The following is a 24,972-nucleotide window of genomic DNA, read 5'->3' on the forward strand; positions in this document are numbered from 1 at the left end:
GTCACTCCGCAGGCAAGGGTGGCAGGGAAGGCAGTCCGGATATCACGCCGGCACGGCCCGTCACGAAAATGCGCTCAGGCATGCGCAAGCCGCGCAGCTTGAGCAGCTCCAGCGGCCCGGCTCCCGACTGCACGCGCAGCAGGTAGCGCAGTGGCGCCGCCGCATCGCCGTTCGTGGCGCCCCCTGCGGCATCGCCCGTCGTACTACCGCTGGCGACAGACACGGCCAGCGCGTCGCCGCTGGCCGCCGCGCCATTCCAGACCAGCTCGTAGCGCGTATCGTCGAGCGGTTTTACCTGGGCTTTCTCCAGCATCCGCAGGAACGCCCAGTCCCCGGTGGCATCGAACGCGAGGCGCAACCCGCCGTTCAGCGTCTGCCAGTCCAGCGACGCATGACCGTTCAGGCCGTTGCCCGGCCACGCGAGCGGCGTCCAGGTTTCGCGCTGGTTGAAGTAGACGACCTGCTGGCCATCGACTGTCAGTTCCGTGCGCGTCACGCCGGGCGTCGGCTGCGGCATGAGCGCGAAGTGATAACCGGCCTCGCCGTGCGTGTAGAGATGTGCACCCATCGGCCCGACGAGATGCAGCATGGCGAGGAATTTCGGGTCGAACTGCAGCGACTGGGGCGCGAGTTCGTTGGGCACCCACTGCTCGCCCTGGCGCTTGAGTACGCCAGAGAGCTCGACCTCGATAAAGCGGTTGATGAGCCCCGTATCGGGCCGCACGTAGCGCCCAAACTCGGCAAAGGACGCGTCGGCGCTCGCCGGCGAGAACGGATAGCGCGAGGCGAACGACGACTGGAAGGGGGCCGCCACGGCGGCACGCCACGCGTCGTTCAGACTCGCGGCGGCGGGCTGCAGGACCGCCTGCCACGCTGCGTCGAGCGGCTGCACGAACATCGTCTGGCCGAAGCCCGCCCACTGCGCGCCCAGGCTTGCGGCGCTCAGCGCCACGTCGTCGCGCGCCTGCGACAGGTCCGAGAGCTTGCCCTGGAAGACCGCCTGCGCGAGCGAGCGCGCCATCGCCTGCGCGTCCGGACTCGCCTGGATCTGCTGAAGTTTGAGCCGCACGGTCGTATCGGCGGTCAGCACCCGCGAGAGGCTCACGCCGTTGAACGCGGCGGCGTTCGCGGCCTGAGCGTTACCCCCATTGCCGCTGGCCGCCGTAGCGTTCGCATCGCCCATCAATGCGAGTAGCGGGCCGAACGCGCGGTCCAGCGGATTGACCACGGGCGCCTGGATCGCATCGCTGCCACTGCCGCCAAGTAGTCCCTGCGCCTTGCGCACAAGTGTGTCGGCAAGCGCCTGCGAGGGACGGCCCGCCTCGCCCTGGTACTGCACCGACTTCATGAGCGCGAGTAGCGGCGAAGTCTGCGCATCGGTCAGGCGCGTGAGCTGGTCGATCACCGCGGAGAAGCGCGTGGCCGGCATCCACTGAAAGCTGTTGAGCATGGTCGCCCAGGCTGCGGTGTAATCCGTGAAATAGCGCGTGCGCAGCCGTTGCCGCAGATCGTCGGTGCCGCGCTTCGCATCGAGGACGGCATGCACTGGACCGATCGCGCCCTGTACCGTGGTTGCGTTGAGCCGGGCAGACGGCGCGTCATCGGTGAGCACCCAGTCGCCCTCCACATGTTGCCGCTTCGCGGCGGCGTCAATGGCCTTCTCGATGACGCCTTCCCACGCGGCGCGCGTAAAGATGCCCGGCACCGTCCGCTTGCTTGTGAACAGGCCGTGCGCGTCGGTACCGGCGAGCAGCGTCGCGAGCGAAACGTCCGCGTACTGGCCGCGCGCCTCGTCGAGGACGCGCTGATAGAGCACGTCGTCGCTCGCCGCGAGGCCGATCTGGTTGACGAGCATCGAGCGCGCCTGCGTGACGAGCGGCGCCGATACGCCGATGCGCCAGTCGGGATGCGCCTTCAGATGGTCGGACCAGAATCCCGCGAGCCGCTGCGAGGTGTCGAGCCATTCGCCGGCGCGCATGCCGATCACGGCGGGCCAGACCTCCAGCAGCTGCGCCTTGAGGAACGGCGCATCGACGCGCGCCGGGGTGGCGAGCATCAGGTATGCCTTGAGGTGGTTGTACGCCTGCTGCTGCGCGTCGTGGCTCTGCTGCTGGTCGGCGCGGACCTGCGAGAGCTGGACGAGCTGCCCTTCGAGCGCCTGCACGGCCGGTTGCTGCAGGTTACGTGCGGCCACCGTCTGGTACGGTGACCACAACGCGTCGAGCAGTTCATCATTGCACGACAGGCCCGCGCGCAGGTACCACGGCGTGCCGTGCTCACGCCGGTATTCGAGCGTGCTGATCTCCTGCTGCAGGGCGAGCTGCGCGCGCAGCGCCTGCGGTGTGCCGGGGGTGGCCGCGAGCGCCGCGGCGGCAGTCGTTTCGGCATGCCTGACAAGTGCCCGGTTGCCGGTGACCGAGATCGCCAGCATCACCGACCACGCGATCGCCCCGGCCAGCACGCACCACGCAAGCGCGTCCGGCCAGTACAGCCCCGTGCGGCGGCCACGGTACCGCGGCGCGCGGGCGGCGATCTCCCGCCAGACCGGCAGCATGGCGCGCGGCTGCTCCCGCGTGACCCTCTCCATCGGCACGGCGGACGCAGACTCGCCGGGCGCGTCGTACTCGCTGATAACCGGCACCGGTACGACGCTCGTGCCCGCGAAGACCGGCGCGAACATGACACCCGCCAGCGGCGCGCGCAGCCAGTTCGACGCGGCGAGCGCGCGCAGGCTCCCCACGATCCGTTCAGCATGGTCGCCGACGTACTTCGAGACCTCGAGCATCCAGGTCATCCACCGCGGCTCACCCGACAGGCGCACACCCGCGTTCGCCGCGCTCTGTTCGAGCTCGCCCAGCATGTCCGGCAGCACGGCGGCGCTCGCCCGCGCCTGCCTGCGCGAGACGTCCGGCATGAACGCGCCCACCGCTTCGAACCGTTCGGGCTGGCCGCCCTCCACGTCCACCGGATGCAGGAACGTCACCGGCGCGGCCCAGCCGAGCGCGGTGGCAATGCCCGAGAGCATGCGCGGCAGCTCCGTATTGGTGTCGTCCGCGCGGACGACCTGCACCACGCCGTCGACCGGGCGGCGGCGACACAACTGCCGGAGCTGGCCCAGCCACTTCGCCGCCTCGATGCCGTCCGGTGACGCATGCACGAGGATGATTTCGTCCACGTGCATGACGCCCGCCTGTTTGAGGCCGGGCGCGACCTGATCGACGCGTTCGTCCGTGCCGTTCACCAGCAGCCAGCGCAGGCGGCGACGCCAGAACCAGCCGTGCGAAACGCGCAGTTCCTCGTACAGGCGTTGCAGACGTACGTCGCGCTTCAGCGGCTTCTGGGCCTTCGTCTGGTCGCCGGTCTCCGTTCGAAACAACCGTCCGGCGACAGCGTATGCGCCGATAAAAAACAGGATGAGGTGAATGGCGACGACGACAATCAGGGCGACGAGGATGGCGATCACCGCCCACATGCGCGCCTCGCCGGGAGCGAGATCGAGGAGGTCGCCGCAGAACCACACAAGGCCGGCCGCAAGAGTGGCGGCGATCAGGGCTGCGACCAGCAGCCCCCAGAGCGCAAGGCGTCCGGACGGCGCAGACTCCTCCACGGGAGCCGGATCAAGCGGTCGCAAGTTCAGTTTTGGATCGGTCATGCACGGAGTGTTCAGGCAACGAAGGATTCTTCCCGGATCCGCCGGGCAGGACGTGAAGAATGGCGGACTGCACGCCATCGATGATCAGTTGCGGCCCATCCGCAGCGCCGCATTCGATGGCGGCCGCGACGGACAGCCAGCCGCTGGCGTTGCCAAAATCGCCAACGATGCGGGCCGGCTCGTACTGGGCCTCGCTCTTCGCGATGGCATCGAGGTTCGCGATGCGCAACCCCCGGTTGCATCGTTCGACGGCACGCGTGATCCACGCGCGGGTCACGACATCGAACCCGGCCCTGCCCCATATCACGGCATTGGCGAAGCAGTATTCGATCTCGTCTGCGTTGCCTTCGACAGGGCGATGCAACCTGGCCATCACAGGTACGTCTTCAGGCAGGCAGTAGAAGCCTGCATCAAGCAGTGTGGCGAGACACCCTTCCGTGCTGCCGGCATGCGGCTGTCCGTCGTGCCAGGCGGCTGCGATCACGAGCAGTGGGCGTGCCTCGCGGGCGTCGAGCCAGGCGTCGGCCACGAGCAGCCCGTGCGAAGCGGGCACCGCCTGTACGGCAAGCGGCGGCAGACCGGCAAGATGCAGAGCGTCACGGACCTGCCGCTCACGCAACGCTTCCTCGCCCGGCTCGGCCAGCACGCGCACTTGTGGCCAGTGCGCGGGCTCGTAGCGCGTAAGCGCGTGAAGGCTCGCGCCGATTTCTTTGAGCGCATCGGCGATCCTGAATACAAGTTGGGGGATGGGCCTCTTCGGAGCAGCATCCACCACGGCATCGAACCCGCTTTCCGTAAACAGATCGGATTCGTCGAATACCTGCTGTGGATCATCGAAGCGGCAATGCTCGATGACACCAGCGCCTGAGCGGGGCTGCTGCTGCCGCGGCAGACGCACGCCGGCATTGATCGACTGCGCAAGCGTCTGGCGATTCAGGGGCAGACAGTAGCCGATTCCCAGCACCCGCAGCGACTTCTGTGCGACACGGATGCGCTGCGCCAGCCACCGGTCACGATGGAGGTTCCGGTGGTACGCGCGATACCATATGGCCTCGTAGCCAACGCGCTCGATTGCGAAGAGCAGACCGAAAAAGCCATTCGGAATCCCAACGACACAGAACCAGAACGGTACACCGCCGGCACGTTCGCCTTTCGGCCACAGTAGCAGCGCAATCGCGCCCCCGAATACGGCGCAGGCCAGCCAGATGCAGAACCACCACGGCCAGAAGCGTGGGCGGCGCGGATAAACGCTCGGTCGTCCCGCCGGAGACAGATCGACTGGCATTACTCGAAGTTGACGTTCTTCAGCGACGAGATCAGCCGACAACCACATGCGCAGCGATGGTCGTGTAGCGCGAACAGTTTCTGGTCGCGGTCGGGAAACCTGGCAGCGCCCTCGTCGATGACGGTCGGGCCGTGAAGGTCGCAGACCGCCTCATCGCCCTTGCGGGCAAGTGGCCTGCCCATGAATATGGTCCAGGGTGAGCACTTTCCAGTCACTTCGCCGCCATGTTCCAGTTTGTCGCTTTTGCGGATGGGGGATTTCATTTCGAAGGTTTCATTTATATTTAAAGAGTGCTGCGCAGGCAGTATCCGTCGCTACGATACGTCGATTGTCCTGGACGTCCCACACTCCCGGATAGGCATATTCCGAACAATCCATTTGCCCAGATGGCGCGACATAGCGTCCGTTGGGGGAGATGATTGCAGTCCCCGCCTCGCCGCTACCACCAAAAGCGGATTTCCTCAGGTCGCTGAGTTTCCGGCCCGCAACATACGCACCCTTTACCGACACAAGGTTTCGCGACGTTCCGATACGGGCGACGGTAGCCAGATATATGAATGGCCGAGCGCCAACAAAATCAAGGGCAACATAAATACTCTTCGACAGATTTATGTCGGATAGCACGCCCACGTTCGACGGGATCGAGTGGACGTACACTGGTCGCCCTGCCTGACAATCAGCCAGTTCCTGTTTCGCAACATAGCCCGTTTCAGAGACCATGACCGCTGATTTGTCGAAACTCTCGACTGCATAAAGCGGAGGCTTGTCAAGCAAGCACATTCTGGAACTGTTGACTTTCAGTGTGGAACCAACTACCTCGTAGGTATCGTCTGCATATGCGGTTCCCACGAAAAAAACTGATGCCAATACAGCCAAACTCCATCCGATCCCCGGCATTTGTGAGCCCTCACGAAATAATGTCTTTGGCAGAACGGGTAAAATCGAGACGCCGCTCCCAGTCGATATAGCCACCGTTAATTGCGTATGTGACATCGCGTGAGATTTGCCGTTCTCTTTGCTTGTCTGCGTCAGAAATAGCCATCTGCGAGGAATCCTGGTCGATATGCCTGGCTACATTTGGTCTTTCGAATCGCAAATAGAATCCTCCACTATCGAGACTATTCTCAGGAAGTGCAACTCTCTGCGGGGCATCAATCATCGCGGGGATTTTCGTCATGCCGCTGCGATTGCGCGCAAGATACGCTGGGTCGGTCCACCATGATGCGGTGAACGACGTACTCGAAATCCAAGCCTTGAATGTCCAGTAATTTACGTAATTGCTTCGCCCGGTAAGCTGCTTAAAGCCTCGCCCCCTGAACTTCTGGGCATCTTCTCGATCACAATTGCCGTTCCGCCAGTCGTATGAACCAGCGGTACGCGTTCCGTGGCTATTGAACTTTGCCGAGCGGAACCAGGCATCGTCCTCGGCGGGAATCTGACCGTACCAATGCCCCAACGTGGACTCCGGAATTTTTGACACCGGATTAGTGACAGTCCCGTGAAATCCATCACTCTGAAGATGGCCAAGCATACTGGTTTCCTGCATCGACGCGAGCCATTCGCTTTCAACGGCACCTTGGCCAAGAAAATGCGCAAGTCGTGCCGGAGACGTTAAACCAAATTTTCGTGTTGCCACATTTAGCGGATCCAAGTAGGTATCGCGCAATTGACTCGGCGGTGGCCGCTGATTTCTGCTGTAGCGCCTATCCGAATAGATCTGTTCGAACTCGTTTTGACTCAGCCACCCACACTTTCTGAAATGCCGAATGAACGCAAGCGGATGGAAAAACCAGAGCTTTTCGCCCGCAGGCAAACCGGTTTTGTCCCAGAACTGGACTTCCTTCAGGTACTTGAGGAAGTCGTTGTATTCGTTCGGGTTACGGTGGTAGAACTCACCCTCGTCCTGCAGCTTCGCGTAGCGTTGCTCGTTATTCATGCTGTCCCATTCACTAGGCGCGTTGCAGATAAAACCGCGTAGCTGCTGGCGCACCTGAGCGTTGGATTTCACATAGGCCGAGAGCACGTTCGTCTTATGGGCTTCCGGAGTTTCTCCTGCCACTGCGGATATTTCGTGTGGCACAGCATCGTTGAGAATCTTCTTCAACGCATCCACATCGCACAGCCCATCGCTGCCGAACGGAGTGTTGTCGTCGCTGATCTTCTGCCAGCCCATCAGGGACAGGAAATCCGCGTCCGAGAACTTCTGGATGTTTGAGTCATTGATATCGATGTAACCCGCCTGACCCGCAGCCCAGGTGACCTTCATCCACGTCACGCGCGCGTCGGCCGCCAGCGTCTGGGGCGTGGACAGGATGCGGCCAAAGCGGAGCAGTTCGTAGCCATCGCTCGGGCACGTCGGATAAAGCGCGGTGGCACGCCTGTACAGATCGTATTCGTAGTCCTTTTCCTCCACGGGCTGCTGTGTAAGCAGCGTGCGGGTGTCGTCCTGCGCGACGCTCCAGACATTCGTGTACTTCGAGCCCCGGCTAAAACAGGTCTCCACAAGCAGCGGCAAGGTGTTCGAGCCTCCGTGCCCAAGCTCGAATTCAATACCGTGCAGCTTGTGCTTGTTGTGGCTATCGGTAACGGTCCCTGTCGGCAAGCTTAAAAAGCGCCCTCCTGCCGGAATGACGAAATACGCGTGTCCCCACCAGTCGGTCGCATTAGACGGAGCGGGCGTCGTGTTGCCGAGCTGCGTATGTCCGAAGTACGCGTCGAAATCCGCCTGCATCATGAAGATCTCGAAGTGCAGATGCGGCATGCCCTCGTACCGTCCGAGCCACCCCAGCACGTCCTTGCGCCGGACCTTCCTGCCGCCGCCTGAAACGGCAGGCGGCATCGGCGCAGCCGGATCGCCCGTAGGCATGCGCAGGAATTCCGGCATCTCGCTGGCGTTCGCACTGTGCTGCTGATATTCCACCAGCGGCAACAGATGCATATAGAGCGAATAGAACGTTAGCGTCCGGCCATCGCCGGTCTCGGTCGTATGTTTGAGCAGCACAAAGCCGATATGACTTGCGTCGCCGTCAATCGCGTGCTGACAAACCCGGTAGGCAACGACCTCGCCATCGGCAATTGCATGCACCTTGCACTTCGTGTCTGGCTGAAGATGCACGCCGCAATGCCAGCGCCGGTCGAAGGCGATCGGATAAATGCCGTGTGCACATTCGAACCTGTCGAGCGCATCCATCATTGGATCGGGGTTCGTCCCGGACGGGACCGCAAGACCTGTATCGGGCAAAAACGGTGGGCTGATGATCATGATCGCTATTGCGTGTGGCTGTATCTGGAGTTGGGCTGATAGTTGCTCACGGGCAACAGCGGCAGGGTGATCGCCGCAGTTGCCGGCCCCTCGAAGGTGAATGAAGCCGCCTTGATGCGGAATTCGCCAGGGCAGTGGAAGACCACATTGCCGTTCTCGATGGTCATCGACGCGCCGCCGCTGGCCATCATCGCCTTCGTTTTCGCATCCACGAGCACGTCCCCGCTGGCGCTCGACACGTGCAGTTTCTGGTCGGCGAAGATATCCATGGGAGCGCCCTGTGCCTGCAACTCGATCTTCCCTTTCGAGAAAATCGTGATGCCGAGCTTCTGCGCGCACAGCGAAATCAGCTCGCCCGCCACCATGCGCAGCCGCTTCACGACGTTCACGTCCATCTGCTGCCCTGCGGTCACGATGACGTTCTCCCCCGCCGAGTGCTGCGCCGATTTCGGCGTGACGAACGCCATGCCACCAGGCGCACTGGCCAGCAGCCCCGCGTCGCGAAGCTGGTTCAGCCCGTCCAGGAGCGCTGCCTGCGTGGCCCGGTCCGCTGGCTCGGCCTTGGCCTGCGCAGTCGCCGCAGCCAGTTCCGTCACGCGTTGCAGCGCGGCCTTCAGTTGTGCAACCGCCGCGGGCATGTCGAGTTGTGGGGTGTCGGGTCCGGCGGCCGCGTCCGCCGTCAGGAACAGGCCCTTTGCCGCGCGCATCGTGCCCCACGCCTGGGTCGTCATTTCGAACCCTTCGCCCCTTTTCAGCTTCCTGCTGTCAAGCAGGTAGCCCTGGTTCACCGCCGACTGGCCGTACACAGTCGCGATGCGCGCGCTTTCCTTGCCCCGCAGGTCGTTGAACACGATCTCTGCGCCGCGCAGCGGTGAGCGCCAGATCGCGTAACTAAACATCGCCTGTGCCCCATGCACCACGTCAGGATGTGAGTAGTCGTGCAGGGCTCCGGCTATGTGGATACGATCCACATCCCGATGGGCCGCGTCGAGGATAACCTCGGTCCCCGGCAAGAGAGGCGAATGGAAGCCGCCCTGATACGACGACGACGGACGCAGCAGGCGCAGATTCAGCAGCCGCTTGTCGGCATTGACCGATCCCTGCAGGAACTTGGGCAGCACCGGATAGCGACCGTGCTCGTCCATACATCCGTAAGGCGCGGAGTCAAATGTCGTCACAACGCCGACGACAGGACCTTCCAGAAACCGCCAGTCCCGCGCATAAACGAATTCCGGACGGTACGTAAGATGCGCGGGCATTGCCTTGAAGCGGGTATGCGCTGGCTGCGTGCGACTGCCATCCATTTTCATCGAGGTAATCACGAAGCCATATTTCGCGCTTTTCAGCTTCGTATTGGTCAGCTTCATGACCACGCCCGGTGAGATGCCCTTCGCGTTGGTCGTACCCGAGAGCGTTGCCTGCCGCGCGATCTGCTCGTCGCGCCGCGTCTGCACGAGTGCCTCGCCTTGCTGCTGCGTCAGATGAAACTCCGCGCTTCGGCTGATCTGCCCGAATACCGAGCGATCGTCAGCGTCGTTGGAGACGCTCGCCGTGGCCCGTAACGGGTCCTCCGGCGTGCGATAGTTGCGCTCCCATAGCTCAAGCGTGGCCGCCACGAGTTCGCGTTGCTCGCCGACTTCGAGAACCGCCTCGTGCCAGTTACTGTTGAGACCAGAGTTGGCGAGCAGCGGCACGTCGATAGAACGTATGTAGGCGCGCGGATTGTTCGCGATGACAAGCGTGTCGAGCTGCCCTTTCCGCCCGCGCCCCTGCTTGTAGAACCAGAAATAGCCCTTGCGCTTCGCGTGCCGCGTGATGAGGTCGTAGACGGACTCCTCGTACATCACGACCTGTTCGATCTTCTCCTGCTCGCCTTCCAGCTGGAACTCGACATCGAAGGCGTCGAAGTTCCGCCGGTCGATCAGCACCTTCGTCACCATTTCCTGGAACGTGACGTCCTTGAAGGTGTCCGATCTGACCATGCGCTTGCACAGCGCGGCAAATCGCGGCTCGATGCGCAGCCGGTAGGTGGCCTCGTCGCGGCTCGCACGAATACGCTTCCAGCGCGTGATGACGCCATTGAAAGTGGCGGCTTCGTGGTCGACGGGTTCAACGTAGCTCGCAGAGGGGACTGCCGCCCGCTCGTCGATCTGCAAGCCCGCTCGCCACCCAACACAGTCCTTGCCGTCGATATCGAGGCGCGATGACGTCACCGTGACATCGACCGTATAATCCCGGCAAAAGCCCGCGCGCACCTTGAACTTGAGCACATCGAGGCCGAGTTCCTGCCTGCCAATCCATATTTTCAGACGCTGGGTGAGCCGCGCACTCGGGTGGCGCAACGCATCCATAAAGCTATTCGTCACAGCATTCATCACGCATCCCTTGCCTGGTTGAGAGGAACCAGGCGAAATCGTCGTATCAGCAGCTACGGCAGATGAATCTAGAGTTGCAACGAAAAATGGTCAATCGGACTAATGCCCCGTGTCGGATATGTTCAACGTATTTGTCAAATAATGACAAATCGGAGTCCTCTTGTTCTTTGCGACTGCATGGAGTGGTAGGCGATACCAAGGAAACGCTAGTGGTGAAAGGATGGCGCGCATCGGGGAGGGTCTTTTCTGCTGGTGCTCGCGACGCGGGCGCTGTTGTTTTGAGTCGCGGGCGCGCGACTCGATATGCTGATTGAGCATTTGCGCACCGGTGCGGTCATCGCTGACAAGGGCTACGACTCGAACGCCTTTGTGCAGAGTATCCGCACTACGCGTGCGAAGGCCGTAATCCCGCCGCGTTCGAACCGCAAGACCAAGCGTCGCTATAGCCGCGTGCTGTATCGGACTCGGAACATCGTCGAACGCTTTTTCAGTCGTATCAAACATTTTCGTCGTGTCGCCACTCGCTACGACAAGCTCGCTGCGAACTATCTCGCCTTCGCTTCGCTTGCCTGTGCCTTTGGACCGCTCGTGAGAATGTGAACAGAATCTAGTGTTGCGACGACCGGTTGAATCCGCCTACATTCCGCCAGTCCGCTCCACCGATTCGCCGTCCCCCTTCCATTACCATCGGATTCTCCCCGGCATCCGGGAAGGATCTGAGCGACTTGCCATCCAGGCGGTCAACCGAGAAGCTGTCAAGCACGTATCCGCCCGGAGACCTCTCGACGAGGGCGCAAATCAAAAATGGCATGCCTTCGTCGATGCCAATCAACTCACGACGAAGTGTGATGATGTCGAATTCATCTGCCTCAGAAACGTGCGCGACACGCTTTGCGAAGAAGCAGGATGGGTCGACGTTGCATGCAGTTGTCGTTGACCAGCCAGTGCCACGCTGGTTGCTGGGCAATCTGGCACGACCCTCTCGTGAATGGCTTTGCGCAAACGACTCGGGTACGATTACGAAAAATACGAACATGCATGCGCTATGATTCATACTGGCCTTCAATGATCGTTCCACACTTGAACAGACTATGAATCTGGATAGCATCCTTGCCTCCTCTGCAGCCGGAGTACTGAGCATTCCTGACATTGAGAATTTCTGCGCGCATAACGAAATCGAGAGGAACAGATTCTACGATCTCTGCGCGACCAGCCTTGCGCAGGATTATTTATCTGGAACACAGACATTTTTGTTCTGCGATTCGGCTGTGAATCAGCTGATGGGGCTCGCTGGATATGAAGTTCCGGATCTATTCCTCAGGGTATTTGAGGCATTCGATGCCGGTGAATACCGGCATCGAAACGACTCCGTGGAGATCGACCCGGTAGATAGCTATACCGGATCAATGCTGCGCGCCGCACTGCTCCCGCCTGTTGTGGATGCCTGAGCGACTGGAAGTAGTGAGGGGCGCGGAATACCGCGCCCCCTTCATCGTTTTGATCCACGAAATGCGCTTTAGTCAACGAGCTTGAAAGCTGGGGACGGCTGCAGTACGTCGCCTGCAAGATACTCCCGGGCGAACGCTACGAGGCCCCTCGACCCGGACAATGCAGCGGTTTCTTTCGCCTCGTCGGCGTAGACAAACCAGTCGTCTCCATCGGGGAAGACTACATAACGCTCGGCGTTGAAGGCAAGTGCATCCGCCGGGCTCCCACCGGGATCAGCAGCAAGAGCACTCACATACTCGCTTTCGTTGTGATCCGAACCAAAAACAATGGCGGGATACTTGTCAAAATTGTCATGGAAATAAGCAAATGGGTCGGGCCTCAGCGCGACAAATGCGAAGGAATATCGATTTGCCCCAATGTAGTCCTGAAGTGCACGGACAAACTGAAAAAATCGGCGCGTCGCCACAATTGCCGAATCAAAGTACAGGACCGCCCGGTCCGGCACAGGCAAAACGAGAGCGTGTACTCCTACCACCGATCGCTCCCACAACCGGTCGAACTCGGTAGAGCTCTCCACGAAGACACACTGTTCAGTTTTCATTTCAGCCTTATTTTGGCGGTCTTGTTACCGCTCTTGTAATAGTCTGCGGTGGGTTGGCCAGAATTTGAGTGCCCTCGCACCGTGTACTGCTGGTCACCCTTGACAAGAATGTCGGCTCTGCCGTCCTTGCTCACTGTCCGGCTAAAACCATTGTTGACCAGGTTCGTTTCAAACTCCGTTTGCGTCAAATCAGTCTGAACATTCCTGATACTACGCCCTGCTGTGATCGTGGTGTATTCCGAAACCAACCGCCCCGCCGGTATGCCATCGAATTCCGTTACAGCTGACGCATTGCATCCCTCCGCAGCAATTGACGTACTCCAGTGGACAACTCCTGCCGCCCACCGTACTGGCGGTATGAAGCACTCGACACAGACAGGTTCCAGTCCCGGCTCGGGCAAACCACGCAGCGCGAAAAGCCCTCCAGGTTGCCCTTGAGCTGGACCCGCAGGGGTAATGCCATCTTCATAGTTCTGCAACCATTGATCGATTTCCGCACTGCTCAGATCAGTCGTGGTACCGCCATTGCCTTGAACCGTCCCAGTACGCGAAACTATGCGCCCTTCCGGTGAATATCCGTAGTCAACCGTCAGTCTTCGCGAAACGAACCCATTGAGCGCAGTCGCTTGCTCAACGTAAATGAATTGACTAACCCGCCCGCGCACGTCGTACACCGGATTTACGATAAAACCGGGACCACTGAGCTGTATCGGGCGGTTCGCCTGGTCACGCACGCCAACGCCCCACGCCTGCATCGTCATCCGGTCGATCAGAAAACGCCTGTTGCCGCCGGGATCGTAAGTCTGTTCCCATTCGCTCTGCTTTACGCCGTTGACCGTGACTAAAACGTAAATCAGCCGGTTATGCGAGTCATATACCATTCCGGTAGCGCGCAACTGGCCGTTAGAATTCGCATCAAATCCGCTGGCACCTGTCGGATCGCCGGTAGTCTGCTCACCCACGCCTGTCAGATTTCCTCTGCTGTCGTAGACAAACGAGGTAATCATGCCAGGCGCCGCTACCATTGACGGTCGCAAACTGCTCGCATCGGCGTAGCGTACCGATGTGGTTGCGGTACCGAACGAGCCGCGTCGAACTTGCCGGATGGGACGGTTTGCGCTGTCGTAGCTGTAGCCGGTGTTCGTCCCGTCTGCCGCGGTATTGGAGAGCAGGTTGCCCGATATGTCCCAACTCATGCCGGTGGTCGCGCCAGTCGACCCCACGCTGCCGGTCGGACGGTGCCCTCCCGCCAGCAGCGAAAAATTCAGTGCTGTATTGCCTCGACTATCGGTAACCGTGGTCGACCCGCTCCCATATGCAAACTGTGCGTTCTGCGTCGAGTCAGGATGAGTGACCGCAGTCGCGCGCCCATTTCCGTCATAGCTCCACGTTGCGATCCGCGAGCCAGTTTCATCGATAAGCCCGGTCAGCACGCCGGGGAAATTACGATTCTCATAGACGTAACGCCGGACGTTGCCGTCCGGCCACGTCACGGAAGTCAGATTGTTATTGGCGTCGTAACCGTATCGGGTGACCGCACCCGTCGAATCGGTAACCTGCGAGATACGCGATTTCGAATCCCAGACAATGCTGAGTGAACGGTCCAGATAAGCGATGCCATCGGGACTGTGCAAAGTAACGGTGGTTAAGAGCCCTTTTGTCGGCGCGACCGAGGTCGGCGTGTTTGCGTCGCTATACGTAAGGGCCGTAACCCATCCTTGACGCGTCGCAACCGACGCCAGTACGCCTTGCGCCGAATAGGTTTCAATGACCTCGGTGGTCCGGTCCGCAATGATCCACGAAGAACCGTTGTCCGTTAGCGTCAGCGAAGGCCGGCCCGCAGCAACCCAAACACCGCTTACCTTGCTGAACGCAACCCGGTCTCCGTCATCGCGGTACGCCGTGATTCTGGGCGGACTGCTGCGGGCATAGTACGTATCCAGCTGCTGCTGCCAGTTGTGCGTCCAGTCCGCGCCTAAACCAGTGCTCGGCGGTGCAAGTGGCGCCGAGCGATACGTACGCGTGAACGTCAGTGGCGCGTCACCACCGCCAATGAAATCCGTTTCAGTTAGCGTGACCGATCCGGTACCTGGATAAACGGGATCCGCGACAGGACAAGTTGATTCCGGTTGAACCGGTGCAGGAGAATTGCAGAAACTTCAGATTAGATCTATGTTATTCAGGCACGTGTAACCGCCCATCCCCCCAGGTGAACCAGCCGCCGCCTTAAGGGCACACGACATTCCGGTTCCGGGGATCGCGCCAGACTGTGCATATCCCGCGAGGCAGTCTCCGTCGCCGCCCGCCGCATGCGACGATGCTGCTCCGAATAGAAGCGTGCATATAGCAAGCGCACACGCGAAGCGCGAAATCAGCGGTGGCTGAAACACTCTGATACCCATCAAACCTCCTGCCTGTTATGTGTAGTGGGCTCCTTGTAAGGAGCCGTTCAACCATAACGAGGCATTCAGTAGACAGGCGTCCGAAAAATCGCACAGCTGCAATCGAACTTGCTGAAGACAGGTTCTTTCGTCAGTAACGACAACGGGCACTGCAACCTGAAAGTCGCAGTTTCAACATGCGCCCGTTGCCGACGATCAGCGAAATCGACGCGCATCGTTTACCGGTCTTGTGCGATCGCCGTGCTGGAGCCCGACTTGCGACTTGCCTTACCGCCGGTTCGATCCCGACACCACATCGATCCACACAGCCAGCACCAGAATCCCGCCCTTGACGATCATCTGCCAGTAAGCGTCGACGTCGAGCATCGACATGCCGTTATCGAGGCTCGCCATCACGAGCGCGCCGATCAACGCGCCGTACACCGTGCCCGAGCCGCCGCGCATCGACGTGCCGCCGATGAAGCACGCCGCGATCGCGTCGAGTTCGCCCATCGTTCCCGCCGAGGGCGAGCCGGCCGCGAGCCGCGCCGTGTTGACGATGCCGCCGAACGCGCACATCAGCCCCATCAGCGCGAAGATCGCAAGCTTCACGCGATCCGTGTTGACGCCTGACAGCCGCGTCGCTTCAAGGTTCGAACCAACCGCGTAGATGCGACGACCGAACACGGTCTGCGTTGCGATCCACGTGAAAACGGCCAGCAGCGCGAGCAGCAGCAACACCGGCACCGGAATGCCGCCGTAGCGGTCGAGCGTGGCGATAAACGCGAACAGGATCACGCCCGCGCCCACGATCTTCGCGACGTCCTGCCAGACCGGCACGACCGGCAGTTCATAGCGCTGCCGGTTGCGGCGCTGGCGCACCGTCAGCAGCGCGAGCAGCGCAAAGATCACGACGGCGAGCGTATCGCCCGCGATTCGCGGCAGATAGCCCTGGCCGATGAACACGAGGCCATCGGAGACGGGCGCGATGGTCGAACCGCCGGTGATCCCAAGCAGAATGCCGCGATATGCAAGCATGCCACCAAGGCCGACGATGAACGAAGGCACACGCCGGTATGTCGACCACCAGCCGTTGAACATGCCGACCAGCACGCCGAGCAGCATCACGACGGGCACGGTCACGGCAAGCGGCCAGTGACGGTTCACGTCGAGAATCGCCGCGACACCGCCCAGCAATCCAAGCAGCGACCCCACCGACAGATCGATCTCGCCCGCGATGATGACGAACACCATGCCGCAGGCCAGCATGCCGGTGATCGACATCTGTCGCAGCAGGTTCGACAGGTTGCGCGGCGTGACGAACGCGCCATGCGTCAGGAACGAGAAGAAAATCCAGATCGCCGTGACTGCGAGCAGCAGCGCGAGAATCTTGTAGCGTGCGAACAGTTGCTGGAAACGCTGTCCGCTGCCGTACGAGGCGGACGAAGCCGCGTCGCCGGGGCCTTGGGAAGTGACGTCGGGAGTCATGCGGCACTCGCTCCGGTTTGAGTCATGGAAGAATTCACTGGGTTCAGTGCGGCCGTCAAAATGTGTTCTTGCGTAAGCGTCTGGCCGTCGTTGATGAAGTCGCCGCGCAACTCGCCTTCGCCGATCACGATGACGCGGTCGCTGATGCCGAGCACTTCCGGCAACTCCGACGAAACCATCACGATCGCCATGCCGCGCTGCGCGAGTTGAAAGATCAGCTTGTAGATCTCGTACTTCGCGCCTACATCGACGCCGCGTGTCGGCTCATCGAGAATCAGCACCTTCGGATTCGTCAGCAGCATCTTCGTGAGTACGGCCTTTTGCTGGTTGCCGCCCGAGAGGCTCGCAATCGACAGCATCGGATGCGCGGCGCGAATCGACAGCCGTCGTATTTCCGTGTGGATGGTATCGAGTTCGGCGGCGGCGTCGATGCGGCCGCCTTTGGCAAAGCGTTGCAGCACCGCAAGCGTGATGTTGTGCCCGACACCCAGCTGCGGCACGATGCCGTGACGCTTGCGATCCTCCGGCACCATCGCAATGCCGGCGCGGATTGCATCGACCGGCGCGCGAATCCTGAGCGGCGCGCCTTCGAGCATCACGCTCGCCGTGCAGGTGCCCGGATAGGCGCCAAACACCGCCTGCATCAGTTCGGTGCGCCCTGCACCGACCAGTCCCGCCACGCCGAGAATTTCACCGCGCCGTAGCGTGAACGATACGTCGTCGACGCGTTTCCGGCGTGGACTCGTGACGTCGTAACACGTCACGTTGCGCGCTTCGAAAATGACGTCGCCGATTTCGTGCGGCTCGCGCGGAAACAGGTTCCTGATTTCGCGCCCCACCATCATCGCGATGATGCGTTCAGTGGTCAGCCCGTGCATCGGACCGGTCGACACATGCCGGCCATCGCGGATGACCGTGATGGTGTCGCACACCGCTTCGACTTCGTCGAGCTTGTGCGAGATGTAGACGCACGCCACGCCGCGCTTCTTCAGATCGCGTACGATGTTGAGCAGGATGCGCGTTTCCGTTTCCGTCAACGAAGACGACGGTTCGTCGAGAATCAGCAGCTTCGCGCGCTTGTTCAGCGCCTTGGCGATTTCGATGAGCTGCTGGTGACCGCCGCCATAGTTCATCACCGGCTGCGCGACGTTGATGCCGGTAATATCCAGCTCGCGCAGCAATTCATCGGCGCGACGGTACATCGCCGCGTAGTTCATGCGCCCGCCGGGCAACGTGATCTCGTTGCCGAGAAAAATGTTCTCGGCCACCGAAAGCTCCGGCACCAGCATCAGTTCCTGGTGAATGATGACGATGCCCGCGCGTTCCGTATCGCGCACGTTCGCCGCCTTGAGCGGCTTACCTTCCCAGAGAATCTCGCCGTCCCAGGTGCCGTGCGGATACACGCCGGAAAGCACTTTCATCAGTGTCGACTTGCCTGCGCCGTTTTCGCCGCACAGACCGACACACTCGCCCGGTGAGACGGCGAGGTCGATGCCATCCAGCGCCTTGACGCCGGAAAACGATTTGACGATGCCGCGCATCGTCAGCAATGGTTGCGCCATTCGCGTCTGCCTCGTTGCAAAGTGCGCGGCTTCGTTCATCCTTAGCCCTGGCTTTATCTTCAGCTAACGGAATGATGAGAAGCCGCGCACGTCTTACGTCTTATTGGCTCGCGAGTTGCGACTGGGTGTAGAAGCCGTCCTTCACGACGATGTCCACGTTGCTCTTCGTGAGGAGCGTCGGTTGCAGCAGCACTGTGTCGACCTTCTTCTTGCCGTTGTCGTATTGCGCGTTAAACGCCGGCTTCGTGCCCTTCGCCAGATCCACGGCAAGCTTTGCGGCTTCGCCCGCAATCAGCTTGAGCGGCTTGTAGACCGTCATGGTCTGCGTGCCGGCAATCAGGCGCTTCACGGCCGCGAGGTCGGCGTCCTGGCCCGACACCGGCACCTTGCCCGCCATCTTCTGCGCGGCCAGTGCCTGGATCGCGCCACCGGCGGTGCCGTCGTTCGATGCCACGATCGCGTCGATCTTGTTGTTGTTCGCGGTGAGTGCGTCTTCGGTGATGCGAAGCGCGGTCGAGGCGCTCCACTCCGGCACCCACTGCTGCCCGACGATCTTGATGTCGCCGCGATCGATTGCCGGCTTGAGGATCTTCAGCTGGCCTTCGCGCAGCATCTTGGCGTTGTTGTCGGTCGGTGCGCCGCCAAGCAGGAAGTAGTTGCCCTTGGGCTGTGCGTTGAATACGCCCTGGGCCTGCAATTCGCCTACTTTCTCGTTGTCGAACGAGATGTACGCGTCGACGTCGGCGTCGAGAATCAGGCGGTCATACGAGATGACCTTGATGCCTGCCTTCTTCGCTTCGGCCACCACGTTGCCAAGCGTCTTCGAATTGAACGGCACGATGACGATCACATCGACGCCACGCGAGATCAGGTTTTCGATCTGCGCGATCTGGCGTTCCTCGCTGGCATCGGCCGATTGCACCGACACCGTGGCACCGAGCTTCTGCGCGGCGGCAACAAAATAGTCGCGGTCGCGCGACCAGCGCTCGACGCGCAGATCGTCGATACAGAAGCCGATTTCAGGATGATCCTTGCTCGCGTGCGCGAGCGGCGCGACGACGGACAGGCTGGCTACCATCGCTCCGCACAGGAGCGTGCCCAGCAGGGAACGGCGTGTTTTGAATTTCATGTCTCACTCCTCGTTATGGTCGTTTCATGCTGCATCAAAAGGCCACGCGTCAAGACTGCGCAGCCGGGCAAATGACAACAAAGGCACTACCTTTTTCGCGGCGCGGCTGCACTGGCCGCGACCATCGGTCCGCTTCCGCCCGTCCGTCAGGGATGGGCCGCAAACACGGGTTCGAGCGCGCGATACAGCGCCTGAAAGGTGGGACGGCGCGCGTCGCGGTACCACGCGTGGCGTGTCGCATCTGGCTCCCGCACCGCCATGACTTCGGGCGTCGGACACACTGCTTCGAGCGATGCAGACGGCTCGACCGCCAGATGCGCGAGGCGCGCGGCGCCAAGCGCGGGGCCCACCTCGCCGCCCGATCGCAACGTCAGCGGACGGCCGGCAATGTCGGCCAGCATCTGCGTCCAGTAAGCGCTGCGTGAACCGCCGCCGATTACGGTGATTTCCTCGGGCACGAGGCCCGCCGCATGCAGCGCGTCCATGCCGTCGAGCAGCGCGAAGCCGACGCCTTCCAGCGTCGCATTGGCAAGATCTGCGCGTGTCGTCTCAGGCGTCATGCCGTAGAACACGCCTTTAGCGTTCACGTTGTTGTGCGGCGTGCGCTCGCCGGTCAGATACGGAAGGAACCACGTGCTCCGGCTGCCTGCATTCGCTTCGGCATCGGCGAGCAGCGCGGGCACGTCCGCATATCCAGTGAGACGTGCGCAAAAGTCGATACAGCCGGCCGCGTTCAGCATCACCGACATCAGGTGCCACGTCTGCGGCAATGCATGACAGAAGCTGTGCACCGCCGAAGCGGGATTCGCGAGAAAGCCATCGGACACGGCGAAGTAAACACCGGATGTGCCGAGCGAAAGCATCGCCTGCCCTGGCTTGACGATGCCGACACCGACGGCGCCCGCTGCGTTGTCGCCACCACCCGCGACAACCGGAATCTCCTTCAAGCCCCACTCGCGTGCGAGTTCCGGCTTAAGCGTTCCGGTAATACGATTGCCTTCAAAGACCCTGGGCATCTGCGCGCGCATCAAGCCGCATGCGCCAAGCAACGCGTCGCTATAGTCGCGCTTTGCGACGTCGAGCCATAGCGTGCCGGCTGCATCGGACGGATCGGTTGCGAAATCGCCGGTTAACCGGAAACGCAGATAGTCCTTAGGCAACAGTACCTGCGCGATACGCGCAAAGACATCCGGTTCGTGCTTGCGGATCCACAACAGCTTGGGCGCGGTAAACCCCGGCATCGCAAGATTCCCGGCAACGGCATGCAATTGCGGTACGGCCGCTTCCAGCTCGACACATTCCACGTCCGAGCGTCCGTCGTTCCACAGGATCGCCGGGCGCAGCACGTCGCCTTTCGCGTCGAGCAACGTCGCGCCGTGCATCTGGCCGGTGAGACCGATCGCCTCGATACGCGTGGCGTCGATGCCTTCCACGCGCACCTGCGCAAGCAGGTCGCCGATTGCAGCTATCGTGGCGTGCCACCAGTCTTCGGGCGACTGCTCCGACCAGCGCGGGTGTGGGCGGCTGACGGACAGTGCATGTCCGGCCGTGCAGCGCACGCGTGAGTCGCGATCGAGCAGCACCGCCTTGACGCCCGACGTGCCGAGGTCAATACCGATGAACATTGTCTCCATCCTTTTTTTGCGCAAGTGTGCGCCCTGCCGACCCGTCATCCATTGCGAAATTGACGGGTGGCGCTAACGTTTTTTTTAGCGGCGCGAGAAGCGCCTTTACCGCGGCCTAGCGTTGCGCGTAAATAGCCCGGTTCACAATGTTCTCGAGCTGCTCCTGCTGGCCGCTGACGTGCTGCGGGTTCACGCCTCGCGCCAGTGCATCGGTGGCGAGGGTCGACAGCGAATAGCCGCCCGACAGGATCTTGCGTCCGAACTCCGTATCCCAGCCTGCGTAACGCTGCTGGCGAAACTTCTCCAGACGGTCGTTCTCGACGAGCACCGCGGCACGCTCCAGCGCCACCGCGAGTACATCGATCGCGCCTACGTGGCCGTAGAACAGATCTTCCGCATCGACGCTCTGGCGCCGCACTTTCGAGTCGAAATTCATGCCGCCGGTCTTGAAGCCGCCGTGACGCAGGATTTCATAGAGCGCGAGCGTCATTTCCTCGACGCTATTCGGGAACTGGTCGGTGTCCCAGCCGTTTTGCGGATCGCCGCGATTCGCATCGAGGCTGCCGAAGATACCCAGTGCAAATGCAGTCGCGATCTCATGATGGAACGAGTGGCCCGCAAGCGTCGCGTGATTGGCTTCGATGTTCACGCGAATTTCGTCCTGCAGACCGTATTGACGCAGAAAGCCGTGCACGGTTGCGACGTCGTAGTCGTACTGGTGCTTCGTCGGCTCCTGCGGTTTCGGTTCGATCAGCAGCGCACCCTTGAAACCGATGCGATGCTTGTGCTCGATCACCATGTTCAGGAAGCGCGCAAACTGGTCCCGCTCGCGAACGAGGTCCGTGTTGAGCAGCGTGTCGTAGCCTTCGCGGCCGCCCCACAGTACATAGTTGTCGCCGCCCAGCTTGAGCGTCGCGTCCAGCGCGTGGCATACCTGGGTCGCGGCATAGGCGAACACCTCGGGATTCGGGCTCGTCGCGGCACCCGCCGCATAACGCGGATGCGAGAACAGGTTCGCCGTGCCCCACAGCAGTTTCATGCCGGTATCCTGCTGCTTGCGCGCGAGATAGTCGGTCATGCGCGAGAAGTTCTCGATGTAATGCTTGAGGCTCGTGCCTTCAGGAGCAACGTCTGTGTCATGGAACGTGTAGTACGGCACGCCCAGTTTCGTGAAAAACGCGAAGGCTTCATCCGCTTTTTGCTGCGCACGCTCCATCGCGTCGCCCGGTTGCTGCCAGGGGCGCTTGAACGCGCCCTGGCCGAAAATGTCGGCGCCCGGCCAGACGAAGGTGTGCCAGTAGCAGACGGCAATCCGCAAATGCTCTTCCATGGTCTTGCCCAGCACCTCTTTCTTGCGGTCGTAAAACCGGTAAGCAAGGGGATTGTCCGATTGCGAGCCTTCGTATTGCACTGCGGGAACGTGTTCGAAAAAGGACATGTCGTCTCCTGATGTCATGTTGCGCTGCAACCGGGTTTTCCCGCAGTATCGGTGATCCGGTGCGGGTGGTTGATGCAGGTTGACGCCATGCTGCCAGTGGGCGGCACGCCCCGGCAATTGCGAAATTGCGCAGCCTGTGTAATGTTTCTCGCGGGCAATCGCAATCGGTCGCCCTGGCGCGGGTTTCCCGGCCTAAAATAACCGCACACTTAAAACCGGCGCGAGCGAGGTTGCCACGCCCAACCGCAATAACTTGCATGGGACCAGAGTAAGACGCTAAAGCGTCAACTCTGGCCGACCGCAACAATTTGCATGGGACCAGAGTAAGACGCTAAAGCGTCAACTCTGGCCGACAAGAGACAATGAATGGTTCGCGCGTGTCCACACGCAGCACGCCATCCAAGCGATGACCCGAGCCCAGACACCGCCAAAAACACACCGCATCGCGCTCCTGTTCAATGCGAACAAGGTGTACGACCGCGAGATCATCACGGGTATCGGCAATTACCTGCTGTCGACGCGCGTCGCGTGGGACCTGTTCCTCGAAGAAGATTTTCGCTGCCGGCTGGAAGGCATCGAGCGGTTCGACGGCGACGGCATCATCGCGGATTTCGACGATCCCGCAGTATGCGAAGCGCTTGGCGACTGCGCACTGCCGGTTGTCGCGGTCGGTTCATCGTATGAAGACGCGTCGCAGTATCCGCCTGGTCTTCCCTACATCGCGACCGACAACCCCAAGCTCGTTTCGCTCGCATTCACGCATCTGATCGGCGCCGGGTTGCAGCGCTTCGCGTTTTACAGCCTGCCGGAAGCGCCGGAGAACCGCTGGGCACAGCAGCGCGAACTCGCGTTCACGCATCTGCTCAATACGGAGGGGCTCGACGTCGAGATCTATCGCGGTCTGCCCACCAGCGCGCCTGGCTGGAACCAGGCAAGCGGGCAACTGGCCGCGTGGCTCAGGGATCTGCCGAAACCCATCGGCATCATCGCCGTGACGGACGCACGGGCACGGCAGCTTCTGCAGGCGTGTTTGATGGCGGGCGTCTCGGTGCCGGAAGAAGTCGCGATCATCGGCATCGACAACGACCCGTTGACGCGCACGCTTACACGCATTCCGCTTTCCTCGGTGATTCAGGGCACCGAGGAAATGGGCCGCACCGCCGCGCACCTTTTGCATCAGATGCTGCACGGCGCGCGTTTTCCGGGGCGGCGTATTCTCGTGCCGCCCGTCGGCATCAACGTGCTCGAATCGACAAAGCATCAGCCGCTTTCAAGCCCGTATGTGATGCGGGCGCGGCACTTTATCCGGCAATACGCGTGTCAGGGTATTCGCACCGAACAGGTTGCGGATTACGTCGGCGTGTCGCGCTCTTCGCTCGAGGAATATTTTCGCCGCGAACTGCAGTGCACCGTGCATCAGGAAATTTTGCGCCATAAACTGGATGCCGCCAAAACCATGCTTGCAAAGCGCGATGCCTCGAGTGCGGAAGTCGCGATCCGCTGTGGATTTACGTCGCTGCAATACATGTACGCGGTTTTTCGTCGTGAACTCGGCTGCACGCCGCGCGAGTATCAGGAACGCGCGACGTCGTCGGCTGCGCCGGGTTGATTCTTTCACCTCCCCACTTTCGCCGACATGATCACTCTCGCTCACCTTTCCTCCGCCGCCTGGGGCACGCTCGCAAGCGGCGACCCGGTGCGCATCTTCACGCTGCGCAACGCGCACGGCATGAAGGTCGCCATCAGCGATCTCGGCGCGACGCTCGTGTCGTGGCACGCGCCCGACCGCGCGGGACGTCTCGACGATATCCTGCTCGGTCACGACACGCCTGCCGAATACTTCTCGGCCACGACGTATATGGGCGCGCTTGTCGGCCGCTGGGCGAACCGCATCGCGCATGCGCGCTTCACGCTCGACGGCATCGATTACGCGCTCGACCGCAACGACGGACCGAACCTGCTGCACGGTGGCGCAGCCGGATTTCACCGGGCAATGTGGGATGCGGACGAAGATAACGGCGCGCTCGTGATGCGGCTCGAATCCGCGGAAGGCGACGCGGGTTTTCCGGGCAACGTGACGGTCCAGGTGCGCTACACGCTCGACGACGACGGCACGCTCGGCATCGATTACGAAGCCGTGTCCGATGCGCCCACTCCGCTCAACCTCACGAGCCACCCGTATTTCAACCTGACGGGCCAGCCCGACACCGACATTCGCGGTCACGTGATGACGATCGAAGCCGACGAATTCCTCGAAGTCGACACGGAACTGATTCCGTCCGGTCGCGCGGAAGTGGCCGGCAACGCGTTCGATTTCCGGCAAAGCGCGCCGGTCGGCGCACGGCTCGACTGGCCGCATGTGCAACTGGCGCGCGCCGGCGGCTTCGATCATTGCTACGTGCTGCGCGACGTGCCCGCACCCGATACCGCCCTGCGCCCGGTCCGGCACGTGGCACGCGCGTACGAACCCGCGAGCGGCCGCGCGCTCACGGTATCCACCAACGAACGTGGCCTGCAGTTCTACACGGGAAACTTTCTGGAAGGCACCGTGGGCCGCAACGGTACCGTGTACCGCAAGCACGCGGGGCTCTGTCTCGAAGCGGGTGGATTCCCGAACCAGATCAACATGGAAGAACGCGAGCGCGAACAGGTGATCCTGCGGCCTGGCGAAGTCTATCGCCAGCTCACGCGCTACAACGTGGGCGTCGCAACGTAACGGGCTGCG

At 61.5% G+C, this 24,972-nt stretch carries 16 protein-coding genes and 2 pseudogenes; 4 read left to right on the forward strand and 14 right to left on the reverse strand.

Annotated elements, in window-relative coordinates:
* Position 1 precedes the first annotated feature (1 nt).
* The 6 genes from LPA37_RS08345 to LPA37_RS08370 are packed head-to-tail and all read right to left on the reverse strand — an operon-like array spanning position 2 to position 10,574.
* The gene (locus tag LPA37_RS08345) at positions 2-3,652 is read right to left on the reverse strand and encodes an ImcF-related family protein (protein WP_229012243.1); all 3,651 of its coding nucleotides are present in this window, start codon (positions 3,650-3,652) and stop codon (positions 2-4) included.
* Positions 3,618-4,937, reverse strand: coding sequence for a hypothetical protein (locus LPA37_RS08350; protein ID WP_229012244.1), 1,320 nt, complete (start codon positions 4,935-4,937; stop codon positions 3,618-3,620). Before LPA37_RS08350 ends, LPA37_RS08345 begins: the two co-directional genes overlap by 35 nt.
* A complete protein-coding gene (locus LPA37_RS08355) occupies positions 4,937-5,200 on the reverse strand; it encodes a PAAR domain-containing protein (RefSeq protein WP_229012245.1) in 264 nt (87 codons plus the stop codon). Before LPA37_RS08355 ends, LPA37_RS08350 begins: the two co-directional genes overlap by 1 nt.
* A gap of 10 nt (positions 5,201-5,210) precedes the next feature.
* Complete coding sequence (locus tag LPA37_RS08360; RefSeq protein WP_229012246.1) at positions 5,211-5,834, reverse strand: hypothetical protein; 624 nt, start codon at positions 5,832-5,834, stop codon at positions 5,211-5,213.
* 10 nt (positions 5,835-5,844) lie between these two features.
* Positions 5,845-8,199 (reverse strand): M23 family metallopeptidase, encoded by a 2,355-nt coding sequence (locus tag LPA37_RS08365; RefSeq protein WP_229012247.1) that lies wholly within the window; start codon positions 8,197-8,199, stop codon positions 5,845-5,847.
* Positions 8,200-8,204: 5 nt separating this feature from the next.
* The gene (locus LPA37_RS08370) at positions 8,205-10,574 is read right to left on the reverse strand and encodes a type VI secretion system Vgr family protein (RefSeq protein WP_229012248.1); all 2,370 of its coding nucleotides are present in this window, start codon (positions 10,572-10,574) and stop codon (positions 8,205-8,207) included.
* A gap of 306 nt (positions 10,575-10,880) precedes the next feature.
* On the opposite strand from LPA37_RS08370, the pseudogene LPA37_RS08375 reads away from it, so the two are divergent.
* Positions 10,881-11,174 (forward strand): annotated as a pseudogene (locus LPA37_RS08375) (transposase); the annotation flags it as partial.
* A 491-nt stretch (positions 11,175-11,665) separates the two neighbouring features.
* On the forward strand, positions 11,666-12,022 hold the full coding sequence (locus LPA37_RS08380; RefSeq protein WP_229012249.1) for a hypothetical protein: 357 nt from the start codon (positions 11,666-11,668) through the stop codon (positions 12,020-12,022).
* A gap of 68 nt (positions 12,023-12,090) precedes the next feature.
* Here LPA37_RS08380 and LPA37_RS08385 read toward each other — a convergent pair whose 3' ends face one another.
* From LPA37_RS08385 to xylA, 8 genes and pseudogenes are all read right to left on the reverse strand, one after another.
* On the reverse strand, positions 12,091-12,624 hold the full coding sequence (locus tag LPA37_RS08385) for a hypothetical protein (protein WP_229012250.1): 534 nt from the start codon (positions 12,622-12,624) through the stop codon (positions 12,091-12,093).
* Positions 12,621-14,258 carry an RHS repeat domain-containing protein gene (locus LPA37_RS08390; RefSeq protein ID WP_229012251.1) on the reverse strand — a complete coding sequence of 546 codons (1,638 nt, stop codon included), beginning with the start codon at positions 14,256-14,258 and terminating at the stop codon, positions 12,621-12,623. The genes LPA37_RS08385 and LPA37_RS08390 overlap by 4 nt, the downstream gene beginning before the upstream one ends.
* Positions 14,259-14,504: 246 nt before the next feature.
* A pseudogene (locus tag LPA37_RS27875) lies at positions 14,505-14,717 on the reverse strand (DUF6531 domain-containing protein); the annotation flags it as partial.
* Between the two features lie 576 nt (positions 14,718-15,293).
* Positions 15,294-16,493 carry a sugar ABC transporter permease gene (locus LPA37_RS08395; RefSeq protein WP_229012252.1) on the reverse strand — a complete coding sequence of 400 codons (1,200 nt, stop codon included), beginning with the start codon at positions 16,491-16,493 and terminating at the stop codon, positions 15,294-15,296.
* Entirely contained in the window at positions 16,490-18,055 is a 1,566-nt protein-coding gene (xylG, locus tag LPA37_RS08400; protein WP_229012253.1) for a D-xylose ABC transporter ATP-binding protein, read from the reverse strand. The genes LPA37_RS08395 and xylG overlap by 4 nt, the downstream gene beginning before the upstream one ends.
* A 100-nt stretch (positions 18,056-18,155) precedes the next feature.
* Complete coding sequence (xylF, locus tag LPA37_RS08405; RefSeq protein WP_228981064.1) at positions 18,156-19,184, reverse strand: D-xylose ABC transporter substrate-binding protein; 1,029 nt, start codon at positions 19,182-19,184, stop codon at positions 18,156-18,158.
* 146 nt (positions 19,185-19,330) lie between these two features.
* A complete protein-coding gene (xylB, locus tag LPA37_RS08410) occupies positions 19,331-20,809 on the reverse strand; it encodes a xylulokinase (RefSeq protein ID WP_229012254.1) in 1,479 nt (492 codons plus the stop codon).
* Positions 20,810-20,924: 115 nt separating this feature from the next.
* A complete protein-coding gene (gene xylA / locus LPA37_RS08415) occupies positions 20,925-22,247 on the reverse strand; it encodes a xylose isomerase (RefSeq protein WP_229012255.1) in 1,323 nt (440 codons plus the stop codon).
* Between the two features lie 406 nt (positions 22,248-22,653).
* Between xylA and LPA37_RS08420 the strand changes: the two genes are divergently transcribed.
* Positions 22,654-23,856 (forward strand): XylR family transcriptional regulator, encoded by a 1,203-nt coding sequence (locus tag LPA37_RS08420; RefSeq protein ID WP_228981058.1) that lies wholly within the window; start codon positions 22,654-22,656, stop codon positions 23,854-23,856.
* A gap of 27 nt (positions 23,857-23,883) precedes the next feature.
* Complete coding sequence (locus LPA37_RS08425) at positions 23,884-24,963, forward strand: aldose epimerase family protein (RefSeq protein WP_228981056.1); 1,080 nt, start codon at positions 23,884-23,886, stop codon at positions 24,961-24,963.
* Positions 24,964-24,972 lie beyond the last annotated feature (9 nt).

The sequence above is a fragment of the Paraburkholderia gardini genome, from assembly GCF_907164545.1.
Classification (GTDB): Bacteria; Pseudomonadota; Gammaproteobacteria; order Burkholderiales; family Burkholderiaceae; genus Paraburkholderia; species Paraburkholderia gardini.

Excerpts from the sequence above, each read along its gene's own strand:
- LPA37_RS08345 (WP_229012243.1), bottom strand. The coding sequence starts at position 3,652 with ATGACCGATCCAAAACTGAACTTGCGACCGCTTGATCCGGCTCCCGTG.
- LPA37_RS08350 (WP_229012244.1), bottom strand. The coding sequence starts at position 4,937 with ATGCCAGTCGATCTGTCTCCGGCGGGACGACCGAGCGTTTATCCGCGC.
- LPA37_RS08355 (WP_229012245.1), bottom strand. The coding sequence starts at position 5,200 with ATGAAATCCCCCATCCGCAAAAGCGACAAACTGGAACATGGCGGCGAA.
- LPA37_RS08360 (WP_229012246.1), bottom strand. The coding sequence starts at position 5,834 with ATGCCGGGGATCGGATGGAGTTTGGCTGTATTGGCATCAGTTTTTTTC.
- LPA37_RS08365 (WP_229012247.1), bottom strand. The coding sequence starts at position 8,199 with ATGATCATCAGCCCACCGTTTTTGCCCGATACAGGTCTTGCGGTCCCG.
- LPA37_RS08370 (WP_229012248.1), bottom strand. The coding sequence starts at position 10,574 with ATGAATGCTGTGACGAATAGCTTTATGGATGCGTTGCGCCACCCGAGT.
- LPA37_RS08380 (WP_229012249.1), top strand. The coding sequence starts at position 11,666 with ATGAATCTGGATAGCATCCTTGCCTCCTCTGCAGCCGGAGTACTGAGC.
- LPA37_RS08385 (WP_229012250.1), bottom strand. The coding sequence starts at position 12,624 with ATGAAAACTGAACAGTGTGTCTTCGTGGAGAGCTCTACCGAGTTCGAC.
- LPA37_RS08395 (WP_229012252.1), bottom strand. The coding sequence starts at position 16,493 with ATGACTCCCGACGTCACTTCCCAAGGCCCCGGCGACGCGGCTTCGTCC.
- xylG (WP_229012253.1), bottom strand. The coding sequence starts at position 18,055 with ATGGCGCAACCATTGCTGACGATGCGCGGCATCGTCAAATCGTTTTCC.
- xylF (WP_228981064.1), bottom strand. The coding sequence starts at position 19,184 with ATGAAATTCAAAACACGCCGTTCCCTGCTGGGCACGCTCCTGTGCGGA.
- xylB (WP_229012254.1), bottom strand. The coding sequence starts at position 20,809 with ATGTTCATCGGTATTGACCTCGGCACGTCGGGCGTCAAGGCGGTGCTG.
- xylA (WP_229012255.1), bottom strand. The coding sequence starts at position 22,247 with ATGTCCTTTTTCGAACACGTTCCCGCAGTGCAATACGAAGGCTCGCAA.
- LPA37_RS08420 (WP_228981058.1), top strand. The coding sequence starts at position 22,654 with ATGACCCGAGCCCAGACACCGCCAAAAACACACCGCATCGCGCTCCTG.
- LPA37_RS08425 (WP_228981056.1), top strand. The coding sequence starts at position 23,884 with ATGATCACTCTCGCTCACCTTTCCTCCGCCGCCTGGGGCACGCTCGCA.